We start from the raw sequence: 20576 nt of genomic DNA on the forward strand, positions 1-20576 counted from the left end.
ATCCGTCCGTTCCTGATGATCTCGCCGCCATCGGTGATCGTCGACCAGTAGTCGCGGTTGAACCAGTGGAACTCGAGGACGAGGAAGTTGGGCACGGAGGCGCAGACGTGGTCCGAGGCAATGGTACCGAAGGGTGAGGAGAAGTTGTGCGGCGCGAAGGGGATCGAGTAGAGGTCCTCCATCTCGGCGATCTTGCGGCACTCGCTGAGGCCGCCGCACTTCGGAATATCCGGCATGATGATGTCGACGGCCTGTTGCTCCAGGAGCTTCCGAAAGCCGTGGCGGAGATAGAGGTTTTCGCCGGCGCAGATCGGGGTCGAGGTCGAGCGGGTGATCTCGTCCATGACGTCGATGTTCTCGGGCGGCACCGGCTCCTCGAGCCACATCAGTTGCAGCGGCTCGAGGTCGCGGGCGAGGCGGATGGCGCTGTGCTTGTCGAGCCTTGTGTGGAGGTCGGTCGCGACATCGACCGATGGGCCGGTGGCGGTGACCACCATTTCGGCCAGCTTCACCATGCGGTCATGCTCCCAGCGGTTGGGAGTCATGTTGAACTTGTCCTTTTCGTACCAGCCCGTCTCGCTGCCGGTGTGGCCATAGGCGCGGATGTCGAGATCGACCTTGAGCGCGGTGAAGCCGGCCTCCAGCACCTCGTCCACCACGGCCTGGACTTCGCCCATGTTCATGCCGGGCGACACTTCGCAGTCGCAATAGACGCGGATGTCGTCGCGGAACTTGCCGCCGAGCAGCTCGTAGATCGGCACTTTCAGCGCCTTGCCCTTCAGGTCCCAGAGGGCGATCTCGATGCCGGTCAGTGCGGTGATCAGCGCGCCGGCGAAGCCGCCCTCGAAGACGAGGCTGCGCCGCAACTCCTCGAATATCGCGTCAATGGCGAAGGGATCGCGGCCGACCAGTTTTTCGGCCAGCTCCTGGATGATGGCGATGGCCTGGTAGCCGCCGTGCACGCATTCGCCCAAGCCCGTGACACCGGCGTCGGTCTCGATGCGGACCCACAGATGCATGCAATGGCCGGTCGTGGCAGCCGTCTTCACCGAAGTGATCTTCACGTCGTATTCCCCCTCATCGCCTGCAACCGGCGGCGAACCCGCCGAAGAGGCTACAATCCGAACGGCCCGCTGGCCAAGGCCAAAGTGCGCCCTGCCCTCAGGCTTCGCTTGGGTACTTGAGCCCGATCTGCGCGCGGATGGTGTCCATGCAGGCCATGATGGCGACGCTCTCGGACGGCGGCAGGATGGCGCCGGCAGTTTCACCCGCCGCGACGAGCCGCTCCAGTTCGGCGGCCTGGTACTGCATGCCGCGCCCGGTGACGCTGGAGGTGTAGGTCTCCACCACCGCGCCGGTGCTGTCATAGCGGCGGAAGCTGGTCGGGGCGTACCAGACCTTGTCGATCTCGATCCGCCCGTCGGTGCCATGGATGGTGGCGATGTTTCGCCCGGCGGTGTCGCTGGACGACAGCGTGAGCGCGATGGCCCCGGAATCGTAGGTGAACATGGTGGCGATGTTGCCGTCGGCGCCCGTCGCCTTGAACCTGGCCGTCGCGACGATGGTCTTGGGTGCACCCAGCACGTCGAAGGTGAACGAGATCGGATAGATGCCAAGGTCGAGCAGCGCCCCGCCGCCCAGTTCGAGCGCGTTGAGCCGGTGCGCCGGGTCGTCCGGCAGGTCCTGCGTATGATCGGCGATCACCGAGCGGATTTCGCCGAGTACGCCCGAGGCGACGATCTCGCGGATGCGCAGCATATGCGGCAGGAAGCGTGTCCACATGGCTTCGAGGACGACCAGCCCCTTGCTCGCGGCGAGGTCGACGATCTCCTGCGCCTCGCGGGCGTTGACGGTAAACGCCTTCTCGATCAGCACGTGCTTGCCGTTGGCCAGCGCTAGCTTCGCATTCTCGGCATGCATCGGGTGCGGGGTCGCGACATAGATCGCGTCAACCTCCGGATCGGCGCAGAGCGCCTCGTAGCTCGGGTGCGCCTTCGGAATGCCGAACTGGGCCGCGAACCGGTCGGCGCTGGCCTGGCTGCGCGAGCCCACCGCCGCGACGGTGTGGCCGTGCATGTTCAGGTCCTTGGCGAACAGCTCGGCGATCCAGCCGGTTGCCAGAATCCCCCACCTGACCTTGCCTGCCATCTGTCATTCCCCCTCGAACCCATGTGCCTGGGCGAAAGCAGTACCGGGCTGGCTTCGGTGCGTCGAGCGGTCCACCATGCAACCTTCGTCGGTCCATTGAATTGGGCAGCCAGGGGTGAGGGAGCAGCGATGCGATTTTCGGTGGGCTGCGAGATCCAGTACGACGCCGGCGAGGAAACGACGCTGATCCTCAATATCGAGGCGCAGCAGGGCGAAGGCCAGCAGGTGCTCGACGAGCATTTTTCCATATCGAGCGCCATCCCGGCCGAGTCGCACGTGGTCCCCGAAACCGGCAACCGCTACCGGCGGCTGCGGCTGAACCAGGGCCGGCATGTGATCAACTACCGCGCCCGGATCGAGACCATGCCGCATCTGGGCGATCCCGGGCAGATCCCGCAGGTGCCGATCGCCGAGCTGCCCTTCGAGGTCATCGGGCACCTGTCGCCCAGCCGCTATTGCCAGTCCGACAAGCTCGGCCGCTTCGCCTGGCGGCAGTTCGGCAATATCCCCGACGGCTACGAGAAGGTCACGGCGATCTGCAACTGGATCTTCGAGAATGTCGACTACCTCGAAGGCTCCAGCAATGTCAGCACCTCGGCCTACGACACCTTCACGCTGCGCGCCGGGGTCTGCCGCGACTTCGCGCATCTGGGCATCACCTTCGCCCGGGCGCTCGGCATCCCGGCGCGGTTCGTCTCCGCCTATGCGCTCGATCTGATCCCGCAGGATTTCCACGCGGTGTTCGAGGCCTATCTGGGCGGGCGGTGGTATCTGTTCGACGCCACGCGCCTCTGCCCGATCGACGGGATCATGCGGATCGCCGTTGGCCGCGACGCAGCCGATAGCGCCTTCGCCACCTATTTCGGCCAGGTCAGCGGCCCGCCGAAGGTGATCACCGTCAAGTCGCTGGATAACGAGCCGGCGACCGACTGGACGGTCGACGCGGTCAGCCTCTCCGCGCCCTGAGCAAACGCCAAGCAGTCGTTTCCAAGATCGTTCAAAGTTTCACGGCTTCGGAACGAAGCGGTGAGCCTTTTCGCGTAGACAACTACCAACCGTTCAGGGCTCGCAGGAGCGGGCCCCCTACTCTGACCACGCGAGGGACCCTTGCTCCGGCGCAATCCAGCAACCGCTTCCAATCTCGAGCAGGACTCGCTCAGCTCGATGCGCGCCGAGATCGAACGTGCCTTCGCGCCGTCCGACGACGAGCCGTCGCTGCGCCGGCTTGGCGCGTCCCTGAAGGCGGAGGGACTCGATATTCCCCGCTCCGACGTTGAACCAGTCGAGGCGCAGAAGCCCGATCGCCGCAGCCTCGAGTCCCTGAGGGCCGAGATCCAGCGCGCCATCGTCACCAGCGAACGCGGGACCGCCGATCCGGCGGCCGGCAAATCCGGGTGGCGCATACCGCCGTCGCGCATCGCGCTGCTGGTCGTCGCGCTCCTCGCGGGCGGGCTCGCGGCATTCCTTGCGACTCGCGACACCACGCAGCAGCCGGTCACCGAGCCGGCTCCGCAGACGGTCACCCAGGTGGTGCAGGAGCCCAAGGCCCAGATTCTCGTCGCCAAGGGGCCGATCGGCATCGGCCAGCGGCTCACGGCGGAGACGGTCGAATGGGCGGACTGGCCGGAGGGCGCGCTGCGCCCCGAGTTCGTCACCATCGCGAACTCGCCTGAAGCCATCACCGAAATGACCGGCGCCGTGGCGCGCTTCGAGTTCTTCCCCGGCGAGCCGATCCGTACCGAGAAGCTGGCGCATGCCGAACAGGGATATCTGTCGGCCGTGCTCGAAAGCGGCATGCGCGGGGTGTCGGTGAAGGTCTCGGCGGAATCCGCCTCCGGCGGCTTCATCGTGCCGAACGATCGCGTCGACGTTCTGCTGACCCAGGCGGGCACAGCAGGCCAGGTCTCCGACACGATCCTCCACAATGTGCGGGTGCTCGCCATCAACACCCGGCTCGGCGAAACCGGGACGACCGGGGCGCCGAAGGACGAAGAAGACCCGCGCGCGGAGATCTTCGCCGGCGAGGCCATGGCCACGCTGGAGCTCGATCCGAGCCAGGCCGAAGTGATCGTCAACGCCACCACGATCGGCAAGCTTTCGCTGGTGCTGCGGCCGATCGTCGATACCGCCGAGGCGGGCAAGATCGAAGAGCGCACGACCAATCAGGCGATCCGTATCTCCAGCCCGTTCTGGAAGAATTGACCCCCAAAATCGCCCAACGCCCGCACTCCGTAGAAACCCTCGTTAAACCTGCGTTGACCCAGCCGGGCTATGATCGGACGTGGGCTTGTGAACGTTAGCAAAAGAAGCATGAATTGACCGCACCTCGGGACCGTAAGAGAAAGCTTTCGCCCGCGGCGTCCGGGTGGGCCGCAACCCTCGTGGTTGTCGCCGTGGTCCTCGGCACGCTGTTTTCCGGTTTCACCCCGGCGCTGGCCCAGACGGTGAACTACGACCTCAAGACCACCTCGGTGATGCGCATCAACCTGCCTGTGTCGCAGGCGGTGACCGTCACCATCTCGGACCCGGTCGGCAAGATCGTTTCGGCCGATCCGCTGATCGCCGACGCGCAGCCGATCACCGACAAATCACTCTACCTCGTGGGCAAGGCCTTCGGCACGACGACGGTGAGCCTCTTCACCGAAGCCGGCGCGCCGGTCGGCCTGATCGCGGTGGAGGTGGGCGTCGATACCGCCGACATCGCGCGCTCGATCCGCGCCGCGGTGCCCAATTCCAACGTCAAGGTCAGCAGCGTCAACGGCCGGGTACGGCTCGGCGGGACGGTGACTGACGCAGTGACGATGCAGAAGGTGCTCGACATCGTCGCCCAGTACGGAAGCCCGGCGATCATCAACACCATGACGCTGGTCGGCGGCCAGCAGGTCAATCTCGAGGTCCGCATCCTCGAGGCGCAGCGCGACGCCGGGCGCGAACTCGGCATCCGGTGGAACGCCAGCGTCGGCGGCACGACCACCACGATCGGCGCCGGCGATACCCCCGCAAAGGACGCCGGCTCGTTCGCCTCGTTTATCACCAACGTGATTTCGTCGGGCTCCGGTATCAACCTCAGCGTTGCCATCGATGCCCTCGAAAACAAGTCTCTGGTGCGCACGCTGGCCGAGCCGAACCTCACCACCCTTTCGGGCATCAGCGCGAGCTTTCTTGCAGGCGGACAGATCCCCATCCGGACCGCCGACCCCAACGGCAACATTGCGCTCAGCTATCGCGATTTCGGCGTGCGGCTGGTGTTCCTGCCGGTGGTGCTGGACGGCGACCGCATCCAGATCCACCTCACACCCGAAGTCAGCGGCATCAGCGGCTTCACCGCCGGCAATGATCCGATATTCAACACGCGCAACCTCGATGCGACGGTGGAACTGCGCGACGGGCAGAGCTTTGCGGTCGCGGGGCTCCTCCAGGCCAATACTGCCCTTAGCCAGAGCCAGCTCCCGTGGCTTGTCGATGTGCCGATCCTGGGATCGCTGTTCAAGTCATCGAGCTTCCAGAAGCACGATACCGAGTTGGTGGTGATCGTCACGCCGCGGCTGGTCCAGCCCGCCACGCCCGGCCAGGTGCTGGCAACGCCGCTCGATGCGACGCAACCGGCCAACGATCTCGAGTTCTTCGCGCTCGGGAAGATGGAAGTGACCCCAAAGATGATCAAGAGCTTCCAGTCCGGGGCGGGTGTCGCGGGGCCCTATGGCTACATCATCGATCTCGAACCGAGGGGCGGCAATTGAGCGGGCGCATGTCACCGGCCTTCGTAGGACGCGCTGCCGTCGTGGCGGCGCTTGCGGTGCTGCTGAGCGGCTGCGCCTACGACTATCTGCAGCGGACCGACCGTGTCGGCTTCCGGGCCGGAAACGCGGTGAAGGCCAATCTCGAGGCCCAGACGATCAATCCCGCCAAGGGCTCGATGTACAACACTAAGGGCCTCGGCAAGAACGGCCCCGTGATCGGTGTGCCCGGCGCAGCGGACACGCCAGCCGCACAATAGCCTTCAGCTATCTGCCGGCGCCATCGCGGCTAGTGCGTTGATACCTGCAGCCCGTGCCCCCTCTCCCCTGAGGGGAGAGGGTTGGGGTGAGGCGTTCAGCGGCCCGGCAGGCGCGATTTGAGAGGCTTCACCCCTCATCCGGCCTTCGGCCACCTTCTCCCCTGAGGGGAGAAGGGACAGGGCCTCAGATGCTTGTGAATGCCTCTATGCGCGCGAGGCGGCAGCCGCCTGTTTCAGGATCTGGATGTTGTTGGCCACGACGACATTGTCGGGCGCCAGCTGCATGGCCTTCCTGAAGTTGCGCATGGCCTCGGTCAGGTTGCCGCGCAGCATGTAGGAATAGCCCACATTGTTGTAGTACTGCACCGTGCCGCCCGACAGATCGTAGAGCGAGGCGTAGACGCGGTCCGCGAGGTCGAAGCGGCCGAGGCGATCGTATGAGGCGCTGAGCCCGACATAGCCCTCGGGGTCCTTGGGCGAGAGCTCGACGGCGCGCTTGTAGAAGGCGGCGGAGTAGCCGTAGTCGTTGTTGCGGAAATGACTGCGGGCCTGCACCAGGGCGGTGTCGGCGGTGTAGCTACCGATGTCGTTGACCTCGGCGATCTGCACCTTGTTGTTGCCGAAGGTGCTGAGGCCCCCCAGATTGCCGGTGCTGCAGCCGCTGAGCGGCAGCGCCATGATGGTGATGGCAGCCAGCCCATGCCTAAACGCCCTGCCGAAACGGCGATTCATTGCCCGATGCCCCCGAGATGCCCGCGCACGATGCGGACCGTGCCAGCGACGTTAGAAGCGCGATGGATACCGGTTGGTAAATGCAGGACGGCCTGCGCGAAGTAGGATTAATGCCGCCTTACCCGCCGGTACGAGATTTCACTTAAGCGCTCGCTTAGCTATTGACAGTGCGCGCTGGCCGCGATACTTAAGGTCATGCTTAACCAACCGCCAGAACCCCTCGACCTCATGTTCCAGGCCCTCGCCGACCCCACGAGGCGCCGGATGGTGGAGCGGCTGAGCCGGGGATCGGCGTCGGTCAGCGAACTGGCCGAACCGTTCAAGATGAGCCTGCCCGCCATCGTCCAGCACCTCCAGGTGCTGGAGCAGAGCGGGCTGGTGACGACCAGGAAGGTAGGGCGGGTTCGCACCTGCACCATCGACACGGGAGCGCTCAGCATGGCCGAGAAGTGGATCAACGATCGACGCGTCGGCTGGGAGCACCGGCTGGACCGGCTGGGGGCGTTCCTCGATGCGCTCCCGAGCGGCACCGACAAGGGCAAGTAGCGCCCCAACGACGACACGACAGTACAATCGGGCCGGCAGCACGCGCTTCCGGCGCCGGCGGGGCTATGTCTCGCATCTGCGGAGGATGAAATGGCACGGGTGGTTTTGCGTTTTTCGATGTCGCTCGACGGCTATGCGGCGGGGCCGAACGTCTCGGCGCGCGATGCCATGGGTGTCGGCGGCGACCGCCTGCACGAGTGGATGTTCCCCCGGGAGCCCGGTTCCGACGGCGTCAATCCCACCGATGCCGAGCAGGTCAGGCGCTCGTTCGAGTCGACCGGCGCGGTGATCCTCGGGCGGCGCACCTATGACCTGGGCCTGCAGCACTGGAACGACACGCCCTTCCCTGCCCCGTCCTTCGTCCTCACGCACAATCCGCGGCCCGACCAGCAGATGAAGAGCGCTGCGTTCCATTTCGTCACGGACGGGGTGGAGAGCGTGGTGCGCCAGGCCAAGGCGGCGGCGGGGGACGGGGACGTGACGGTGATGGGCGCCTCGACAGCCCAGCAGATACTCAGGTCCGGGCTGGCGGATGCGCTGGTGATCAACCTGGTCAGCGTGATGCTCTGCGGCGGCACGCGGCTGTTCGACAGGATCGGCGATGCTCACATCGAACTCCGGTGCAGCAAGGTCGCCGCCGGCTCGCCGGACGTCACCCACCTGGAATTCGATGTCCTGAACCAAGCGTAGTGGAAGGAAACTACAATGACCGAACGTTCAATTGCACATGGCAGCTTCACCGTCGAACGGTCCTACAGGCATGCCCCGAGCAAGGTGTACGGCGCCTGGGCCAATCCCGAGTTCAAGCGCCAGTGGTTCGGCTCGCCGAGCCCGGACAAGCCGAAGGACGTCATGGACTTCCGCGTCGGCGGCCGCGAGTACAACGAAAGCGAGATGGGCGGCGACACCTACATCTTCGACGTCACCTATCGCGACATCGTGCCCGACAACCGCATCATCTATACCTACGAGATGATGAAGAACGGCGAGCGCATCTCGGTGTCGCTGGCGACCATCGAGCTGTTCCCCGATGGGGCCGGCACGCGGATGGTGGTAAAGGAAGACGGCGCATTCCTCGATGGGCTCGACTACGTCAAGCAGCGCGAGGAAGGCACCAACTACCTGATCGACCTGATGGGGAAGTGGCTCGACGAGCAATGAGCGCCAGGTCGCAAACCGTGACGATCGGCGACCTCGAGGTGCACTATCTCGAGGAGGGTCGCGGGCAGCCGCTGATCCTCCTCCATGGCGGCACGGCGACCGCCGAGTCCTGGGGCGAGGCGATGCCGACGATGGCCGATCGCTATCGCGTCTTCGCCCTCGACACCCGCGGCCACGGGAAGACCAGCAACCCGGCGCAGAAGCTGAGCTACGCCCAGTTCGCCGACGACGTGGCCGGGTTCATCGCGGCGCTGGGGCTGAGAAAGCCGCTGATCGTGGGGTATAGCGACGGCGGACAGACGGCACTGGAGTTCGGCCTTCGCCACCCCGGCAAGGCCGGCGCGCTGGTGCTGGGCGGCACCGTCAGCCAGCCGAGCGAGATCTATATGGAAGGCCTCCACGGCTGGGGCTTTCCGGCGCCGGGCGAGGTGGATTTCGAGCGGTTGGCGCGCGAGTTCGGGCCGTATTTCGAGCAGATCAAGCTGGCGCATGCGCACCATTACGGGCCGGACTACTGGCGATCCTTCCTCCGCCAGATCTCCGAGCTGTGGCTGACGCTGCCATCCTACAGCGAGCGGCAGCTTGCCTCCATCTCGGTCCCGGCGCTGGTGATCATGGGCGATCGCGATCAGCTCGGGGGCGTCGAGGAGGCGCACCGGCTCTACCGGCATCTCGGGGCGGGCGAGCTGTCGATCATCGCCAATGTTGGCCACGAGGTGGTCAACAGGCCGCTGTTCTGGGACGCGGTGCGCGAGTTTCTGGCGCGGCACGACAGTCGTGAGGGGTGATGCCGATCCGGCCGCTGGCGTTTCGTCGAGAGAGATCAGCCGCTCCGACCCCTCAATGTTTATGCGTCATTCCACTTTCACCAATCCATGCTACGGCTTAGCCACCATGGAGACGGATACGGCGTGATCGAGCTGCCGCCGGCCATTGCCCAGTACTGGTACGCCTTCGACTGGGAGGTCGAGGCGCTCTGGGCGCTGGAACTGCCCTCCGTGTTCTTCCCGATCGACCGGCTGCTCTGGCATCTCGATGTGCCGGTCTGGCCGCTGGACGACGAGAAATACGCGCTGACGCCGCGCCAGGTGCTGCGCGCGCCCTTCCGCTACGAGAAGGAATATCGTCGGGTGCGGGCGGCGAGCCTGATGTTCCCGATCGAGATCACCCGCCTCAAGGGCCGCTGGCTGATCCTCGACGGCATCCACCGGCTGACCCGCGCCCACGAAGACGGGCACGAGGAAATGCTGGTGCGGAAGGTACCGCGGAAGCTGATCCGCTAGCTATTCGTCCGCTCTAAGCCGTCTAGCCCGCCGAGCGGGGCCCTATTGTGCGCCGGCTCGCCATCCGGTGCAGGGGGACCCCCACCCCTGTCCCCTCCCCCTAAGAATGGGGAGGGAGACCAAACACGGTCGTCGGAGCGAGCGTCGCCCTCCCCCTATTTCAGGGGGAGGGGACAGGGGTGGGGGTTGGCTCGCGCCGAACGCCGATAGAGCCCCAGCTAGCTCGCCACCCGGCGCGGGGTGAAGCTGCGGCCTTCGCCGCTGTCGTAGAGGCTGGACCAGATCACCCAGAATTTGCCGTGCTCGTCCGGCACCAGCACTTCGGCCTCGCGGCCGCTATGGGCCTGGAAGCGGGCGAGCGAGCGTGCTTCGAGCGCGGCGGTCTCGCGCGACGTGTAAGGTCCATGCGCCTTGCCTTCGAGATCCACCCACCAATTGCTGCAGCTATGGATCACCAGATAAAGTGCCTTGGCCATGTCGCGATCTTGTCCCCGAGCCCGTTGCTTCATCTGTCGCCGATTCTCGGCGGCGTTTCTTCAGACGGCGAAAGTTTCGCACAATTCCATTTACCGGCGCGAGGGGCAGAAGTGCAGCTGATTTTAACTAAGCTATCGTTGTTATTAACGATCGCCTCACGCTGGCATCACGCGCCGCGGCATGCATGATGGCGCCATGCAAAAACTCAAAGTCATCTACGATACCGATCCCGGCGTCGACGACGCCATGGCCCTGCTCCTCCTCGCCCGGCACCCGGACGTGGACCTCATCGGCGTCACCACGATGTTCGGCAATGCCGACATCGCGACGACGACCCGCAACGCGCTGTTCCTCAAGCAGAGGTTCGGCTTTGCCGCGCCGGTCGCTCAGGGCGCCGGCGCGCCGCTGGTGGGTGAACCCGATGCGCCGCCGACCTTCGTCCACGGCATGAACGGCCTCGGCGACATCATGCTGCCGGCGATCACCGAAGCGGCCGATCCGCGCCATGCACACCAGTTGATCATCGAGCTCGTCCGGGCCAACCCGGGTGTCGTCACGATCATCGCCGTCGGCCGGATGACCAACCTCGAGCGCGCCATGCGCGAGGCGCCCGATATCGTGCCGCTGGTGAAGCAGATCGTGGTGATGGGCGGCGCCTTCGGCCGCAACGGGCACACCGGCAACGTCACCCCCGTCGCCGAAGCCAATATCTGGGGCGACCCCGATGCGGCCGACCTGGTGTTCGGCGCGGCCTGGCCGGTGGCGATCGCCCCGCTCGACGTGACGCAGGCGACGATCATGACCGAGGCCTATCTCCAGCAGCTGGGGGACACGGCCGGCAGTGACGGCGCCTTCGTCCGCGCCATCTCGGCGTTCTACCAGAACTTCCACCGCGAAAGCGCCGGGCTCGACGGCTTCTACGTGCACGATTCGAGCGCCGTGGCGCTGGCGCTCCACCCCGAGTTCTACACAACGGAGACCGGCGCTGTTCGCGTCGTCACCGAGGGCATCGCCATCGGCCAGACGATCATCAAGCCCGACGGCAAGAACTTCCCGCCCGGGCCGTGGGACGGCCGTCCGAGCCAAACCATCGCCACCGGCGTCGATGCCGAGGCGGTGCTGGCATTCTATCGCGATACACTGGTCGGGAGCGCCTGATGTATGGGATGATCGCCAAGCTCACCGCGGTCCCCGGCCAGCGCGAGCACTGATCGACGTCCTCACCCAGGCCGGCTCGATGCCGGGCTGCCGCAGCTATGTCGTGGCCCGCGACCCGGCGAATGCCGACGCCGTCTATGTCACCGAGGTGTGGGAGACGAGCGAAGCGCACCGCGCCTCGCTGACGCTGCCGGCGGTGAAGGAAGCGATCGCCCAGGGGCGACCGCTCATTGCCGGGTTCGAGAAGATCGCCGAGACGGAGCCGGTGGGCGGGATCGGGTTGTAGCCGCCCGTAGCTTGTGGTCCACCCACACTCCTCACCTCCCCACCGATGTCATCCCAGCGAAAGCTGGGACCCAAGCATCAGCAGGCGCGAGCTGTGAGTTGGATCCCTGCTTTCGCAGGGATGACATCGAGTTGGTTGCAGCCGCCGCGATAGGGCCGCGTGCGATGAGGGAGCCTACGAAAAACCCGCTCGATCAGCCCGGCCGGCGGTACTGGTAAATCCCGACGTCGATCGAGCCCTCGGCGAACCCGGCTTCGCAATAGCTCAGGTAGTATACCCACTTGCGGCGGAATTCCTCGGTGTAGCCGAGCTTCTTGATCTCGGCCCAGCGGCTGAGGAAGCGCTCGCGCCATAGCGCCAGGGTCTTGGCGTAGCTGAGCCGGAAGGTTTCGATCTCCTCGAGGATCAGGCCGACCTTCTCCCCCTGCTCCTTCATCGCCGTCTTGGTCAGCAGCATGCCGCCCGGGAAGATGAAGCGCTGGATGAAGTCGGGCCGCGCCCGGTAATCGAGAAAGTCCTTCTCGCCGATGGTGATCGCCTGGATCGCGGCGGTGCCGCCCGGCTTCAGCCGGTCGTGCACGGTCTGGAAATAGCTCGGCCAGTGCTCCTCGCCCACCGCCTCGATCATCTCGATCGAGGCGATGTGGTCGAACTCGCCGCGCGTATCGCGATAGTCCTCGAAATACAGCGTCGCGAGGTGGTCGAGCCCCTGCCGCTTCATCCGGTCGTTGGCGAACTTGAGCTGCTCGGCGGAAAGCGTGATGCCGTAGACCTCGGCGCCGAAGTCCCTCGCGGCGGTCTCGGCAAAGCCGCCCCAGCCGCAGCCGATCTCGAGCACCCGCCCGCCCTTGCCGACGCCGGCCATCTCGGCGACGCGGCGGTACTTGGTGTGCTGCGCCTCGGTGAGCGACTGGTCGTCAGAGGTGAAGATGGCCGAGGAATAGGTCATCGAGGGGTCGAGCCACTCGGCATAGAAGTCGTTCCCGAGGTCGTAGTGCTCGGAAATGTTCTTCTTGGACCCTTCCTTGGAGTTGTGGCGGCTCAGGTGGTAGGTGAAATCCTGGGCGGCGCGGCCGTACCAGGAGTTCTCGCCGCCATCGAGTACCTCGCGGTTCTGCAGGAAATAGCGGAACAGCGCGGTCAGGTCGTCGATCTCGACATGGCCATCGATATAGGCCTGCGCGAAGCCCACCGTGCCGCGCTTCAGCGTCTGCGACAGCACCTTGAAATTGCGCAGCACGAGGCTTGGATGCTCGCCGGTCGTGGGGTCGCCGAAGGTGCGGGTCTTGCCGTTGGGGAAGGTAATGGTGACGGCGCCGTGCTTGGGGCGGCCGACGAGCCGCTTGCCGAACCAGGCGGCAACGGTCGAGAGCAGGTGTGTCCACGGCGTGGGCGGTGCTGCCCTCGTTTCAACCGCAAGCTTATCCATGACGCAACATTCCAGACAATCGGCAGGTCACTTCGGAGCCGCCAGGCCTTGCGCTGCGGATAATAGCCCAAGGGCACTCCCTTGAGCCAGCCGCTGCGCCTCCAAGTGAATTCCGGCGTGCACTTTAGCCGCCATAAGTTGATATGCAAGCAGGAGTTTCAAGTCCCGGGGGCGTGCCGCCGGCGCTCACAGACGGCGGGGCAGCGCCGCGTCCTGCAGCCGGAACTGCACTTCCTCGCGGCCCTGCCAGTGGTCGATGGTGAGCGTGCCGGCCATATGCATGGCGGTGTCGTTGCCGGCGCTCAGCAACGCGTCGCCGAGCGCGGTCGTCGCGGCGCGAAAGGCGAAGGCCATGAGCCGGGCCCCGTCGTCGGAGGTCAGGACGAACTTGACGTGCCCGCCGCTGCCGACGATCTCGGCGAACTTCGCCTTGTGGGCGGGAAAGGCGAACACCGGCTGCGGGCTGCCCGAGCCGAAGGGCCCTGCCCGCTCGATCTCGTGGACGAATTGCGGGGTCGCGCCGCGCGCCGTCATCGCCGCATCGATGGCGAGCGCCGTCGCCGCCCGCGCCGTGCGGACGCTGTCGCCCAGGCGCTCGGAGACATGTGCGCGGAACGGGCCGAGCTGGCCGGGCTTCAGCGTCACGCCGGCCGCCATGGCGTGCCCGCCGCCTTTCGCCGCGAGCCCCAGTTCCACAGCCTCGATCACCGCTCGCCCGAGGTCCACTCCCGGCATCGAGCGGCCGGAGCCGGTGCCGGTGCCGTCGGGTCCGAGCGCGATGGCGAAGACCGGGCGCTCGAAGCGCTCGCGCAGCCGCGCGGCGATCAGCCCGACGACGCCAGGGTGCCAGTCGGCAGAGGCCAGCACCAGCACCGGCGGGCCCTCGCCGCCACCGATCTCGGCCTCGGCGACCCGCGTCGCCTCCTCCACCGCCTCGACCTCGATGCGCTGGCGCTCCGCGTTCAGCTCGTTGAGCTGGGCCGCGATCATCAGCGCCTGCTGTTCGTCGTCGAGCGACAGCAGCCGCGTGCCGAGCGCGGCGTCGCCGATGCGGCCGCCGGCATTGATGCGCGGCCCGATCAGGTAACCGAGATGGTACGCGTTCACCGGGCCGGAGAGCCGCGCCGCCAGCGTCAGCGCGCCGATGCCGAGGTTCGACCCGGTGCGCGCCACTTCGAGGCCGCGGGCGACAAAGGCCCGGTTGAGTCCCTTGAGGGGCACCACGTCGCACACCGTCGCCAGCGCCACGAGGTCGATCATCTGCATCAGATCGGGCAGCCCGGTATCGCCGCGCTGGCGCAGCAGCCGGTTAGTCGCGACCAGCACCATGAAGGTGACGCCCGCGGCGCAGAGATAGCCGAGTCCCGAAATATCGTCGGGCCGGTTGGGGTTCACCAGCGCGGTGGCGGGCGGCAGCTCCGCATCCGACAGGTGATGGTCGATCACCAGCACGTCGAGCCCGCGCTCGCGCGCATGGGCGATCGGCCCGTCGCTGGTGGTGCCGCAGTCGAGCGTGATCAGCAGTGTCGCGCCGCCCTCGGCCAGCTTGTCGATGGCGGCGGTGTTCGGCCCATAGCCCTCGAAGATGCGGTCTGGGATGTGGACCTGCGGGTCGAGGCCGAAGTGCCGCAGATAGCGCGCCATCAGCGCGCAGGAGCAGGCGCCGTCGACGTCATAGTCGCCGAACAGCGCCACCGGCTCGCTGTCGGTGATGGCCTGCGCCAGCCGCTCGGCCAGCGCATCCATGCCGGCCAGCGTCGAGGGATCGGGCATCAGCGCCCGCACCGTCGGCTGCAGGTAGCCCTCGGCCGCATCGACATCGACGCCGCGCCCGGCAACGATCCGCGCCAGGATCTCCGACATGTCGGTGCGCTGCCCGATCGCCGCGGCCGTGCGCACCATCGCCGGATCGAGTCGATCCGCCCAGGCACGGCCGAGCACGGAATTGGAAACATCGAGGAAGTTGGGGCGAGGCTCGTCCATCACCGGCGAGGTAAGCAGAATGACGCCGACTGTCGATAGGAGGGTTCCGGTTTTCTTCGCCCCGCGCCCTGAATCAGATCGATAGCGGCGGACCGACCACTTCCATGCCGTGCGCAAGGCTGAGGTCGCGGAATGCCTGCGACGTCGGATCGACCATCCCGGAGGAGAAGAACTCCTCCATCGTTCCAGCTGGCTGGAAGGTAATCAACATCCGCGCGGTCTCGGAGATATTCCGGAATGCGTGGGGCACGCGACGCGGTCCGAGAATCGAGTCTCCGGCCTTCAGGTAGCGCGTCTCGTCGCCGATCTGGAACTTGAACTCACCTTCCAGCACCACAAACCATTCGTCCTGCTCGAAATGAACGTGCAGCGGCGGTCCACCGGGCTTGAACCGGTAGGTGTCGTAGGCGCAAAGCGCGCCGTCCGTGTCGGCCGCCGAAATCTTGCAGTCGAAGCGCCCGTTGAGGAACTTCAATGGCGACGCCGCACGGTCTTCGCCGCTGCGAACGACGAGGGGCCGAGTAACCATGGTGACCATGCGCGACGCTCCTTCCTGGTTCGAACAACGGCTGAACTATTCACGGGCCCGATGTCACCGTCAAGCACGGCCGCGCCGGCCGCAACCGGGGCAAAATCGGGCATCCGAGGAGGCTTAGGTCTGGAACCAAGCCGCAGCGCTCCCCATATGTCCGCCATCTTTCATTAAGGGGACCAAAATGTTCGCTTCAAAGGGCTTTCGAATATCGGCCCTTCTTGCCACTCTGATCATGGCCTTCTCGCTTGTCGCGGTGGATACCGCGCAGGCGCGGCGCGGTGGCAGTTTCGGCAGCAGGGGTATGTTCACCCAGCGCAGCGTCCCGGCCACCCCGGCCGCCCCGAGGGTCACGCCGCCCGTGCAGCGGACGATGACCAACGGCACGCAGCAGAACGCCAACCGCGTCGGCGCCCCGATGGCCCGGCCGAGCCTGTTCGGCGGCTTCGGCGGCGCGCTGCTCGGGGGCCTGTTGTTCAGCGGCCTCTTCGGCATGCTGTTCGGCTTCGGGTTCGGGGGCTTCGGCGGGATGCTGGCGCTGCTCGTGCAGGTTGCCATCATCGGCCTGATCGTCGCCTTCTTCCTCCGCCGGCGCCAGCGGCCGGCCGTGGCCGGCGGCGGTCCGCTGCCGTATCAGGCACGCAACCCGTCGCCGAACTACGGCGGCGGTCCCGCGGCCGCGAGCACCCCGCGCTCGAACGCTTCGCGCCGCGCCGGGGCCCGTGACCAGATCGGCATCACCGATGCCGACCTCGCGGTATTCGAGAAGCGGCTCGCCGAGCTGCAGGACGCCTATTCGCGCGAGGATTACGACGCGCTCCGCCGCATCACCACGCCCGAAGTGATGAGCTATCTCGCTGAGGAACTGGCGGAGAATGCCGCCAAGGGCGTGCGGAACGAGGTCTACGACGTAAAACTGCTGGCTGGCGACGTCGCCGAGGCCTGGCGCGAGAACGGCACGGACTACGCCACCGTCGCGATGCGTTATGAATCGCGCGACGTGATGCGCGACCGCACGACCGGCCAGGTCGTCTCCGGCGACGACCGGGTCACCCAGACCGCCGAAGTGTGGACCTTCGTCCGCCGCCCCGGCACCAACTGGCTGGTCAGCGCCATCCAGGAGGCCTAGCCTCCGAGCGCCATCTCAAATGCAGCGGGCCGCAGATGCGGCCCGTTTTCGTTTGGGTGGTTACAAGCTCCGAGCGAACCTGACGGCCGCGCCCCTTCTCCCCTGAGGGGAGAGGGTAGCGAAGGTAGGAGCGGAGCGACTTACCGGAGCTTGGGTGAGGGGTTCAGCTTCTCAGCGAGCGCTAATGAAGCCGCCTCACCCTCGTCCGGCCTTCGGCCATCTTCTCCCCTGAGAGGAGAAGGGACAGGCATCAGCCACCTCAGTTAAGCGGTGAAGTGCTCTACCGATGGTGCTCCGCGGTGATCCAGCGCACCGTCTGGCTCCACGAGCGCATCACCACCGTATTGGTCCGCACCGAGTTCTTCCGATACCGCACGCCGCTCAACAGGCTTCCGTCCGTCACGCCCGTCGCCGCGAACAGCACGTCGCCGGAGGCCAGCTCATCCGTTCGGTATTTCCGGTTCGGATCGGTGATCCCCATCTTCAGCGCCCGATCGCGCTTCTCCTCGCTATCGAGGATGAGCCGGCCCTGCATCTGCCCGCCGATGCAGCGCAGCGCCGCCGCGGCGAGGACCCCCTCGGGCGCGCCGCCCGAGCCGAGATAGATGTCGATCCCCGTGTCCTCGGTGTTCACGGCGTGGATGATGCCGGCAATGTCGCCGTCCGAGATCAGCTTGATGGCGACGCCCGCGCTGCGCAGCTCATCGATCAGCCCCGCATGGCGCGGGCGATCGAGCACGCACGCGGTGATCTCGTTCACCGGCACGCCCTTGGCATAAGCCAGCGCCTTGACGTTGGTCGTGGCGCTCTGGTCGAGATCGACCACGCCCGCCGGGTAGCCGGCGCCGATGGCGATCTTGTGCATGTAGACGTCGGGGGCATTCAGAAGCCCGCCGCGCTCGGCCATGGCCAGCACGCAGATCGAATCGGGCTGGTTCTTGGCGCACAGCGTCGTCCCCTCCAGCGGGTCGACGGCGATATCGACCTCCGGGCCATCGCCGCCACCGACTTCCTCGCCGATGAACAGCATCGGCGCCTCGTCGCGCTCGCCTTCGCCGATGACGATGCGGCCGTGGATGTGGACGTTCCCCATCTCGGCGCGCATGGCTTCGACGGCGGCAGCGTCGGCAGCCTTTTCGTCGCCCTTGCCGCGCCATTGGGCGGCAGCGAGCGCCGCGGCCTCGGTGACGCGCACCAGTTCGAGCGTGAGCGAGCGATCGATGGCCGCCTGCCGGTCGGGATCGGACTTGCTGAGTTTCATTGGTACTCCCCTGCCCCGCCGCAGGGGCTTAACTAGAGCTGTTCGATCCGGATCATCTGCGGATCGCCGACGATGAAGCCGTCGCCCTTGATCGCCTGCAAGGCGTCACGGACGGTCTGCTCCATGGTGGAATGAGTCAACATCACCACCGTGCGGGAGTCGGTCCCGGTCACGCCGGGCTCGCTAACACGCAAATCCGGACGCTGGATGACGCTTTCGAGGGATATCCCCGCCGCACCCATGCGAGAAGCAATAGCGGCAAAGGCGCCCGGCACATCCTTGGCATTTAGTCGGATGTAATAGCCGCCCTCGTGCTCGCGCATCGGCGCGCGGCGGTAGGGCGCGAGTTCGGCGACCGGCACGCCAAGCGGCGGCACCCTGGTGCCACGGGCGATATCGAGGATATCGGACAGCACCGACGACGCCGTCGGTGGCCCGCCCGCCCCTGGTCCGGCGAGCAGCAGCTCATGCACATGGTCGGTCTCGAGCGCAATGGCGTTCAGCACGCCATCGACGCCGGCGACGGCCGAGGTCTTCGGCACCAGCGTCGGGTGCACCCGCTGGTCGATCCCATCGGTCGAGCGCTGCGCGATGCCGAGCAGCTTGATCTTGTAGCCGAGATCGCCCGCCACCTTGATGTCCGCCTGGCTGATCGAGGTGATGCCCTCGACGAAGATTTCATCCGGCGCGATCTCGCAGCCGAAGCAGAGCGAAGCGAGGATGGCCAGCTTGTGCGCCGTATCAAACCCGTCGACGTCAAAACTCGGATCGGCCTCGGCATAGCCGAGCTTCTGCGCGTCGGCGAGGCACTCGGCAAAGCCGATGCTCTCGTTGCCCATCCGCGTCAGGATATAGTTGCAGGTGCCGTTCATGATCCCGTAGACCCGCGCAATCCGGGCCGAGCCCAGCCCCTCGCGCAGCGTCTTGATCACCGGGATGCCCCCCGCCACTGCGGCCTCGAACCCTAGCTGCGCGCCCGATTCCTCGGCTGCCCGAGCAAGCGCCACCCCATGCCGCGCCAGCAGCGCCTTGTTGGCGGTGACCACCGGCCGCCCGATCTCCAGCGCAGCCTTCACCGCCGCCAGCGCCGGCCCGTCCTCGCCCCCGATCAGCTCGACGAACAGGTCGATACCATCGGACTTGGCCAGCGCCACCGGATCGTCGAACCATTCGAGGTCGCTCGTATCGATGCCGCGGTCGCGGCTCCGCGAACGGGCGCAGACCGCCGTGACGGTGATCTTCCGCCCCAGCTTCCGCGTCAGTTCCTCGCCGTCCTTCTGGATGATCCGCACCAGCGTCGCGCCGACATTCCCCAGCCCGGCAACCCCGATCCTCAGCGGCGCCTCGAGCGCGGCATCGGCATGATCTTGCATGGTTTTCAGGATTCGCGTGCGCGTATCCGACCGCGGCTCCCGCCCCTCGCGCAGGTCGAACACAAACAGCGGATCGCCCGCAATGGTCCGCCCAAACCGCGTCGGCGTCCAACCCCGCGCGGCAATGAAGGCTTCAACGGATTGGCGGAACGACTGGATATCGGACATGGAACCGGGCTCTCGGAGGTGTCCGAGAGCTATGAATAGGAAAGGGCCTATCCGTCAATAGGATTGATGCAGAGGCGACGGCAGATGCAATCAATGAAAGCAATGCTTTCATTGAGCGAGGCGGATATGCTATCATTGAAAGCATTGCTTTCAATGAGGTCGCAACGTGGCCAGCCTGACAATCCGCCAGCTTGACGATGCCGTCAAAGACCGCCTGCGTAAGCGCGCTGCCGCGAACGGCGTGTCGATGGAGGAAGAAGCCCGCAAGGCTTTGCAGAACTGGGTCGCGCAAACCAGGCCACGCGGCGGAATGGCAACGCGCATCAGACGTCGCTTCGCGGCACTTGGAGGCGTCGAACTCGACATTCCCGCACGCAACGGAAAGCCGAGACCTCTCCCGGACATATTCAGCGACGAATGATCGTCCTCGACACAAACGTGCTTTCCGAGCCCATGCGTCCGGTACCGGATCCGCGGGTCATGGACTGGTTCGACGCCCAGGATGGCCAGGACCTGTGGATCACAGCCATTGTCGCGGCCGAGCTGTGGGCAGGCGTTGCGAAGCTATCTGTGGGGAGCCGGCGCAACGGCCTGCAAGAGCAAGTCGAAGCAACGCTGCACGAGTTCGATGGCCGCATCCTCGCGTTCGATGAGGATGCAGCGTTCGTCTACGGCGCGTTGGTGGGTCCTCTATTGGCAAAACGCATGCCATACGAGGTGCTCGACTACCAGATCGCAGCGATCACACTGGTCAATGGTGGCACCCTGGCCACCCGGAACATCAAGCACTTCGCCGATACCGGCGTCCCGCTATTCAATCCGTGGGAAGCCTGACGCGCCGCTTGTGCGCATTGTCAGGGGAGGGGTCATCCCCCACTCGGTTGAACGCCGGCGCCTCTGAAAGCGCGCAGCC

General features: G+C 66.1%; 23 protein-coding genes. 14 read left to right on the plus strand and 9 right to left on the minus strand.

Annotation, left to right across the window (positions count from 1 at the left end):
- Together JWQ89_RS01210 and JWQ89_RS01215 are read right to left on the minus strand one after the other, a co-directional pair.
- Nucleotides 1-1064: mandelate racemase/muconate lactonizing enzyme family protein (locus JWQ89_RS01210; RefSeq protein WP_299637705.1), on the minus strand; the 1064-nt coding region annotated here is incomplete at its 3' end.
- 97 nt (nt 1065-1161) lie between these two features.
- On the minus strand, nt 1162-2148 hold the full coding sequence (locus JWQ89_RS01215) for a Gfo/Idh/MocA family oxidoreductase (protein ID WP_299637707.1): 987 nt from the start codon (nt 2146-2148) through the stop codon (nt 1162-1164).
- A 129-nt stretch (nt 2149-2277) separates the two neighbouring features.
- Here JWQ89_RS01215 and JWQ89_RS01220 point away from each other — a divergent pair, with 129 nt between their 5' ends.
- From JWQ89_RS01220 to JWQ89_RS01235, 4 genes are all read left to right on the plus strand, one after another.
- Nucleotides 2278-3114 (plus strand): transglutaminase family protein, encoded by an 837-nt coding sequence (locus JWQ89_RS01220; protein WP_299637709.1) that lies wholly within the window; start codon nt 2278-2280, stop codon nt 3112-3114.
- Between the two features lie 141 nt (nt 3115-3255).
- Nucleotides 3256-4350, plus strand: coding sequence for a Flp pilus assembly protein CpaB (gene cpaB, locus JWQ89_RS01225; protein ID WP_299637711.1), 1095 nt, complete (start codon nt 3256-3258; stop codon nt 4348-4350).
- A gap of 179 nt (nt 4351-4529) precedes the next feature.
- Nucleotides 4530-5888 carry a type II and III secretion system protein family protein gene (locus JWQ89_RS01230; protein ID WP_299637713.1) on the plus strand — a complete coding sequence of 453 codons (1359 nt, stop codon included), beginning with the start codon at nt 4530-4532 and terminating at the stop codon, nt 5886-5888.
- Nucleotides 5885-6145, plus strand: a complete 261-nt coding sequence (locus tag JWQ89_RS01235) for a hypothetical protein (RefSeq protein ID WP_299637714.1) — start codon at nt 5885-5887, stop codon at nt 6143-6145. Before JWQ89_RS01230 ends, JWQ89_RS01235 begins: the two co-directional genes overlap by 4 nt.
- A gap of 204 nt (nt 6146-6349) precedes the next feature.
- On the opposite strand, the gene JWQ89_RS01240 is transcribed toward JWQ89_RS01235, so the two are convergent.
- Nucleotides 6350-6877, minus strand: a complete 528-nt coding sequence (locus tag JWQ89_RS01240) for a tetratricopeptide repeat protein (RefSeq protein ID WP_299637716.1) — start codon at nt 6875-6877, stop codon at nt 6350-6352.
- Nucleotides 6878-7072: 195 nt separating this feature from the next.
- Between JWQ89_RS01240 and JWQ89_RS01245 the strand changes: the two genes are divergently transcribed.
- From JWQ89_RS01245 to JWQ89_RS01265, 5 genes are all read left to right on the plus strand, one after another.
- On the plus strand, nt 7073-7423 hold the full coding sequence (locus JWQ89_RS01245) for a metalloregulator ArsR/SmtB family transcription factor (protein ID WP_299637717.1): 351 nt from the start codon (nt 7073-7075) through the stop codon (nt 7421-7423).
- A gap of 90 nt (nt 7424-7513) precedes the next feature.
- On the plus strand, nt 7514-8113 hold the full coding sequence (locus JWQ89_RS01250; RefSeq protein WP_299637718.1) for a dihydrofolate reductase family protein: 600 nt from the start codon (nt 7514-7516) through the stop codon (nt 8111-8113).
- Between the two features lie 15 nt (nt 8114-8128).
- Entirely contained in the window at nt 8129-8584 is a 456-nt protein-coding gene (locus JWQ89_RS01255; RefSeq protein WP_299637720.1) for an SRPBCC family protein, read from the plus strand.
- Nucleotides 8581-9372 carry an alpha/beta hydrolase gene (locus JWQ89_RS01260; protein WP_299637722.1) on the plus strand — a complete coding sequence of 264 codons (792 nt, stop codon included), beginning with the start codon at nt 8581-8583 and terminating at the stop codon, nt 9370-9372. The genes JWQ89_RS01255 and JWQ89_RS01260 overlap by 4 nt, the downstream gene beginning before the upstream one ends.
- A gap of 123 nt (nt 9373-9495) precedes the next feature.
- The gene (locus tag JWQ89_RS01265) at nt 9496-9867 is read left to right on the plus strand and encodes a hypothetical protein (RefSeq protein ID WP_299637724.1); all 372 of its coding nucleotides are present in this window, start codon (nt 9496-9498) and stop codon (nt 9865-9867) included.
- A 218-nt stretch (nt 9868-10085) separates the two neighbouring features.
- Here the strand turns inward: JWQ89_RS01265 and JWQ89_RS01270 are convergent, their stop codons facing one another.
- Entirely contained in the window at nt 10086-10343 is a 258-nt protein-coding gene (locus tag JWQ89_RS01270) for a hypothetical protein (RefSeq protein WP_299637726.1), read from the minus strand.
- 196 nt (nt 10344-10539) lie between these two features.
- On the opposite strand from JWQ89_RS01270, the gene JWQ89_RS01275 reads away from it, so the two are divergent.
- Nucleotides 10540-11502, plus strand: coding sequence for a nucleoside hydrolase (locus JWQ89_RS01275; RefSeq protein ID WP_299637728.1), 963 nt, complete (start codon nt 10540-10542; stop codon nt 11500-11502).
- Nucleotides 11503-11581: 79 nt separating this feature from the next.
- Nucleotides 11582-11788 carry an antibiotic biosynthesis monooxygenase gene (locus JWQ89_RS01280; RefSeq protein ID WP_366143956.1) on the plus strand — a complete coding sequence of 69 codons (207 nt, stop codon included), beginning with the start codon at nt 11582-11584 and terminating at the stop codon, nt 11786-11788.
- Between the two features lie 193 nt (nt 11789-11981).
- On the opposite strand, the gene JWQ89_RS01285 is transcribed toward JWQ89_RS01280, so the two are convergent.
- From JWQ89_RS01285 to JWQ89_RS01295, 3 genes are all read right to left on the minus strand, one after another.
- The gene (locus JWQ89_RS01285; RefSeq protein ID WP_299637730.1) at nt 11982-13217 is read right to left on the minus strand and encodes a cyclopropane-fatty-acyl-phospholipid synthase family protein; all 1236 of its coding nucleotides are present in this window, start codon (nt 13215-13217) and stop codon (nt 11982-11984) included.
- A gap of 186 nt (nt 13218-13403) precedes the next feature.
- Complete coding sequence (gene recJ, locus JWQ89_RS01290) at nt 13404-15200, minus strand: single-stranded-DNA-specific exonuclease RecJ (protein WP_299637732.1); 1797 nt, start codon at nt 15198-15200, stop codon at nt 13404-13406.
- Nucleotides 15201-15273: 73 nt separating this feature from the next.
- Complete coding sequence (locus JWQ89_RS01295) at nt 15274-15738, minus strand: cupin domain-containing protein (RefSeq protein WP_299637734.1); 465 nt, start codon at nt 15736-15738, stop codon at nt 15274-15276.
- 178 nt (nt 15739-15916) lie between these two features.
- Between JWQ89_RS01295 and JWQ89_RS01300 the strand changes: the two genes are divergently transcribed.
- Nucleotides 15917-16861, plus strand: a complete 945-nt coding sequence (locus tag JWQ89_RS01300) for a Tim44 domain-containing protein (protein WP_299637735.1) — start codon at nt 15917-15919, stop codon at nt 16859-16861.
- Nucleotides 16862-17141: 280 nt separating this feature from the next.
- Here the strand turns inward: JWQ89_RS01300 and glpX are convergent, their stop codons facing one another.
- Together glpX and JWQ89_RS01310 are read right to left on the minus strand one after the other, a co-directional pair.
- On the minus strand, nt 17142-18122 hold the full coding sequence (gene glpX / locus JWQ89_RS01305; RefSeq protein ID WP_299637737.1) for a class II fructose-bisphosphatase: 981 nt from the start codon (nt 18120-18122) through the stop codon (nt 17142-17144).
- Nucleotides 18123-18154: 32 nt separating this feature from the next.
- A complete protein-coding gene (locus tag JWQ89_RS01310) occupies nt 18155-19495 on the minus strand; it encodes a homoserine dehydrogenase (RefSeq protein WP_299637755.1) in 1341 nt (446 codons plus the stop codon).
- A 334-nt stretch (nt 19496-19829) separates the two neighbouring features.
- Here JWQ89_RS01310 and JWQ89_RS01315 point away from each other — a divergent pair, with 334 nt between their 5' ends.
- Complete coding sequence (locus JWQ89_RS01315) at nt 19830-20084, plus strand: plasmid stabilization protein (protein WP_299637739.1); 255 nt, start codon at nt 19830-19832, stop codon at nt 20082-20084.
- Complete coding sequence (locus tag JWQ89_RS01320) at nt 20081-20497, plus strand: type II toxin-antitoxin system VapC family toxin (RefSeq protein ID WP_299637741.1); 417 nt, start codon at nt 20081-20083, stop codon at nt 20495-20497. Before JWQ89_RS01315 ends, JWQ89_RS01320 begins: the two co-directional genes overlap by 4 nt.
- Nucleotides 20498-20576 lie beyond the last annotated feature (79 nt).

Source organism: Devosia sp. (genome assembly GCF_028290645.1).
Classification (GTDB): domain Bacteria; phylum Pseudomonadota; class Alphaproteobacteria; order Rhizobiales; family Devosiaceae; genus Devosia_A.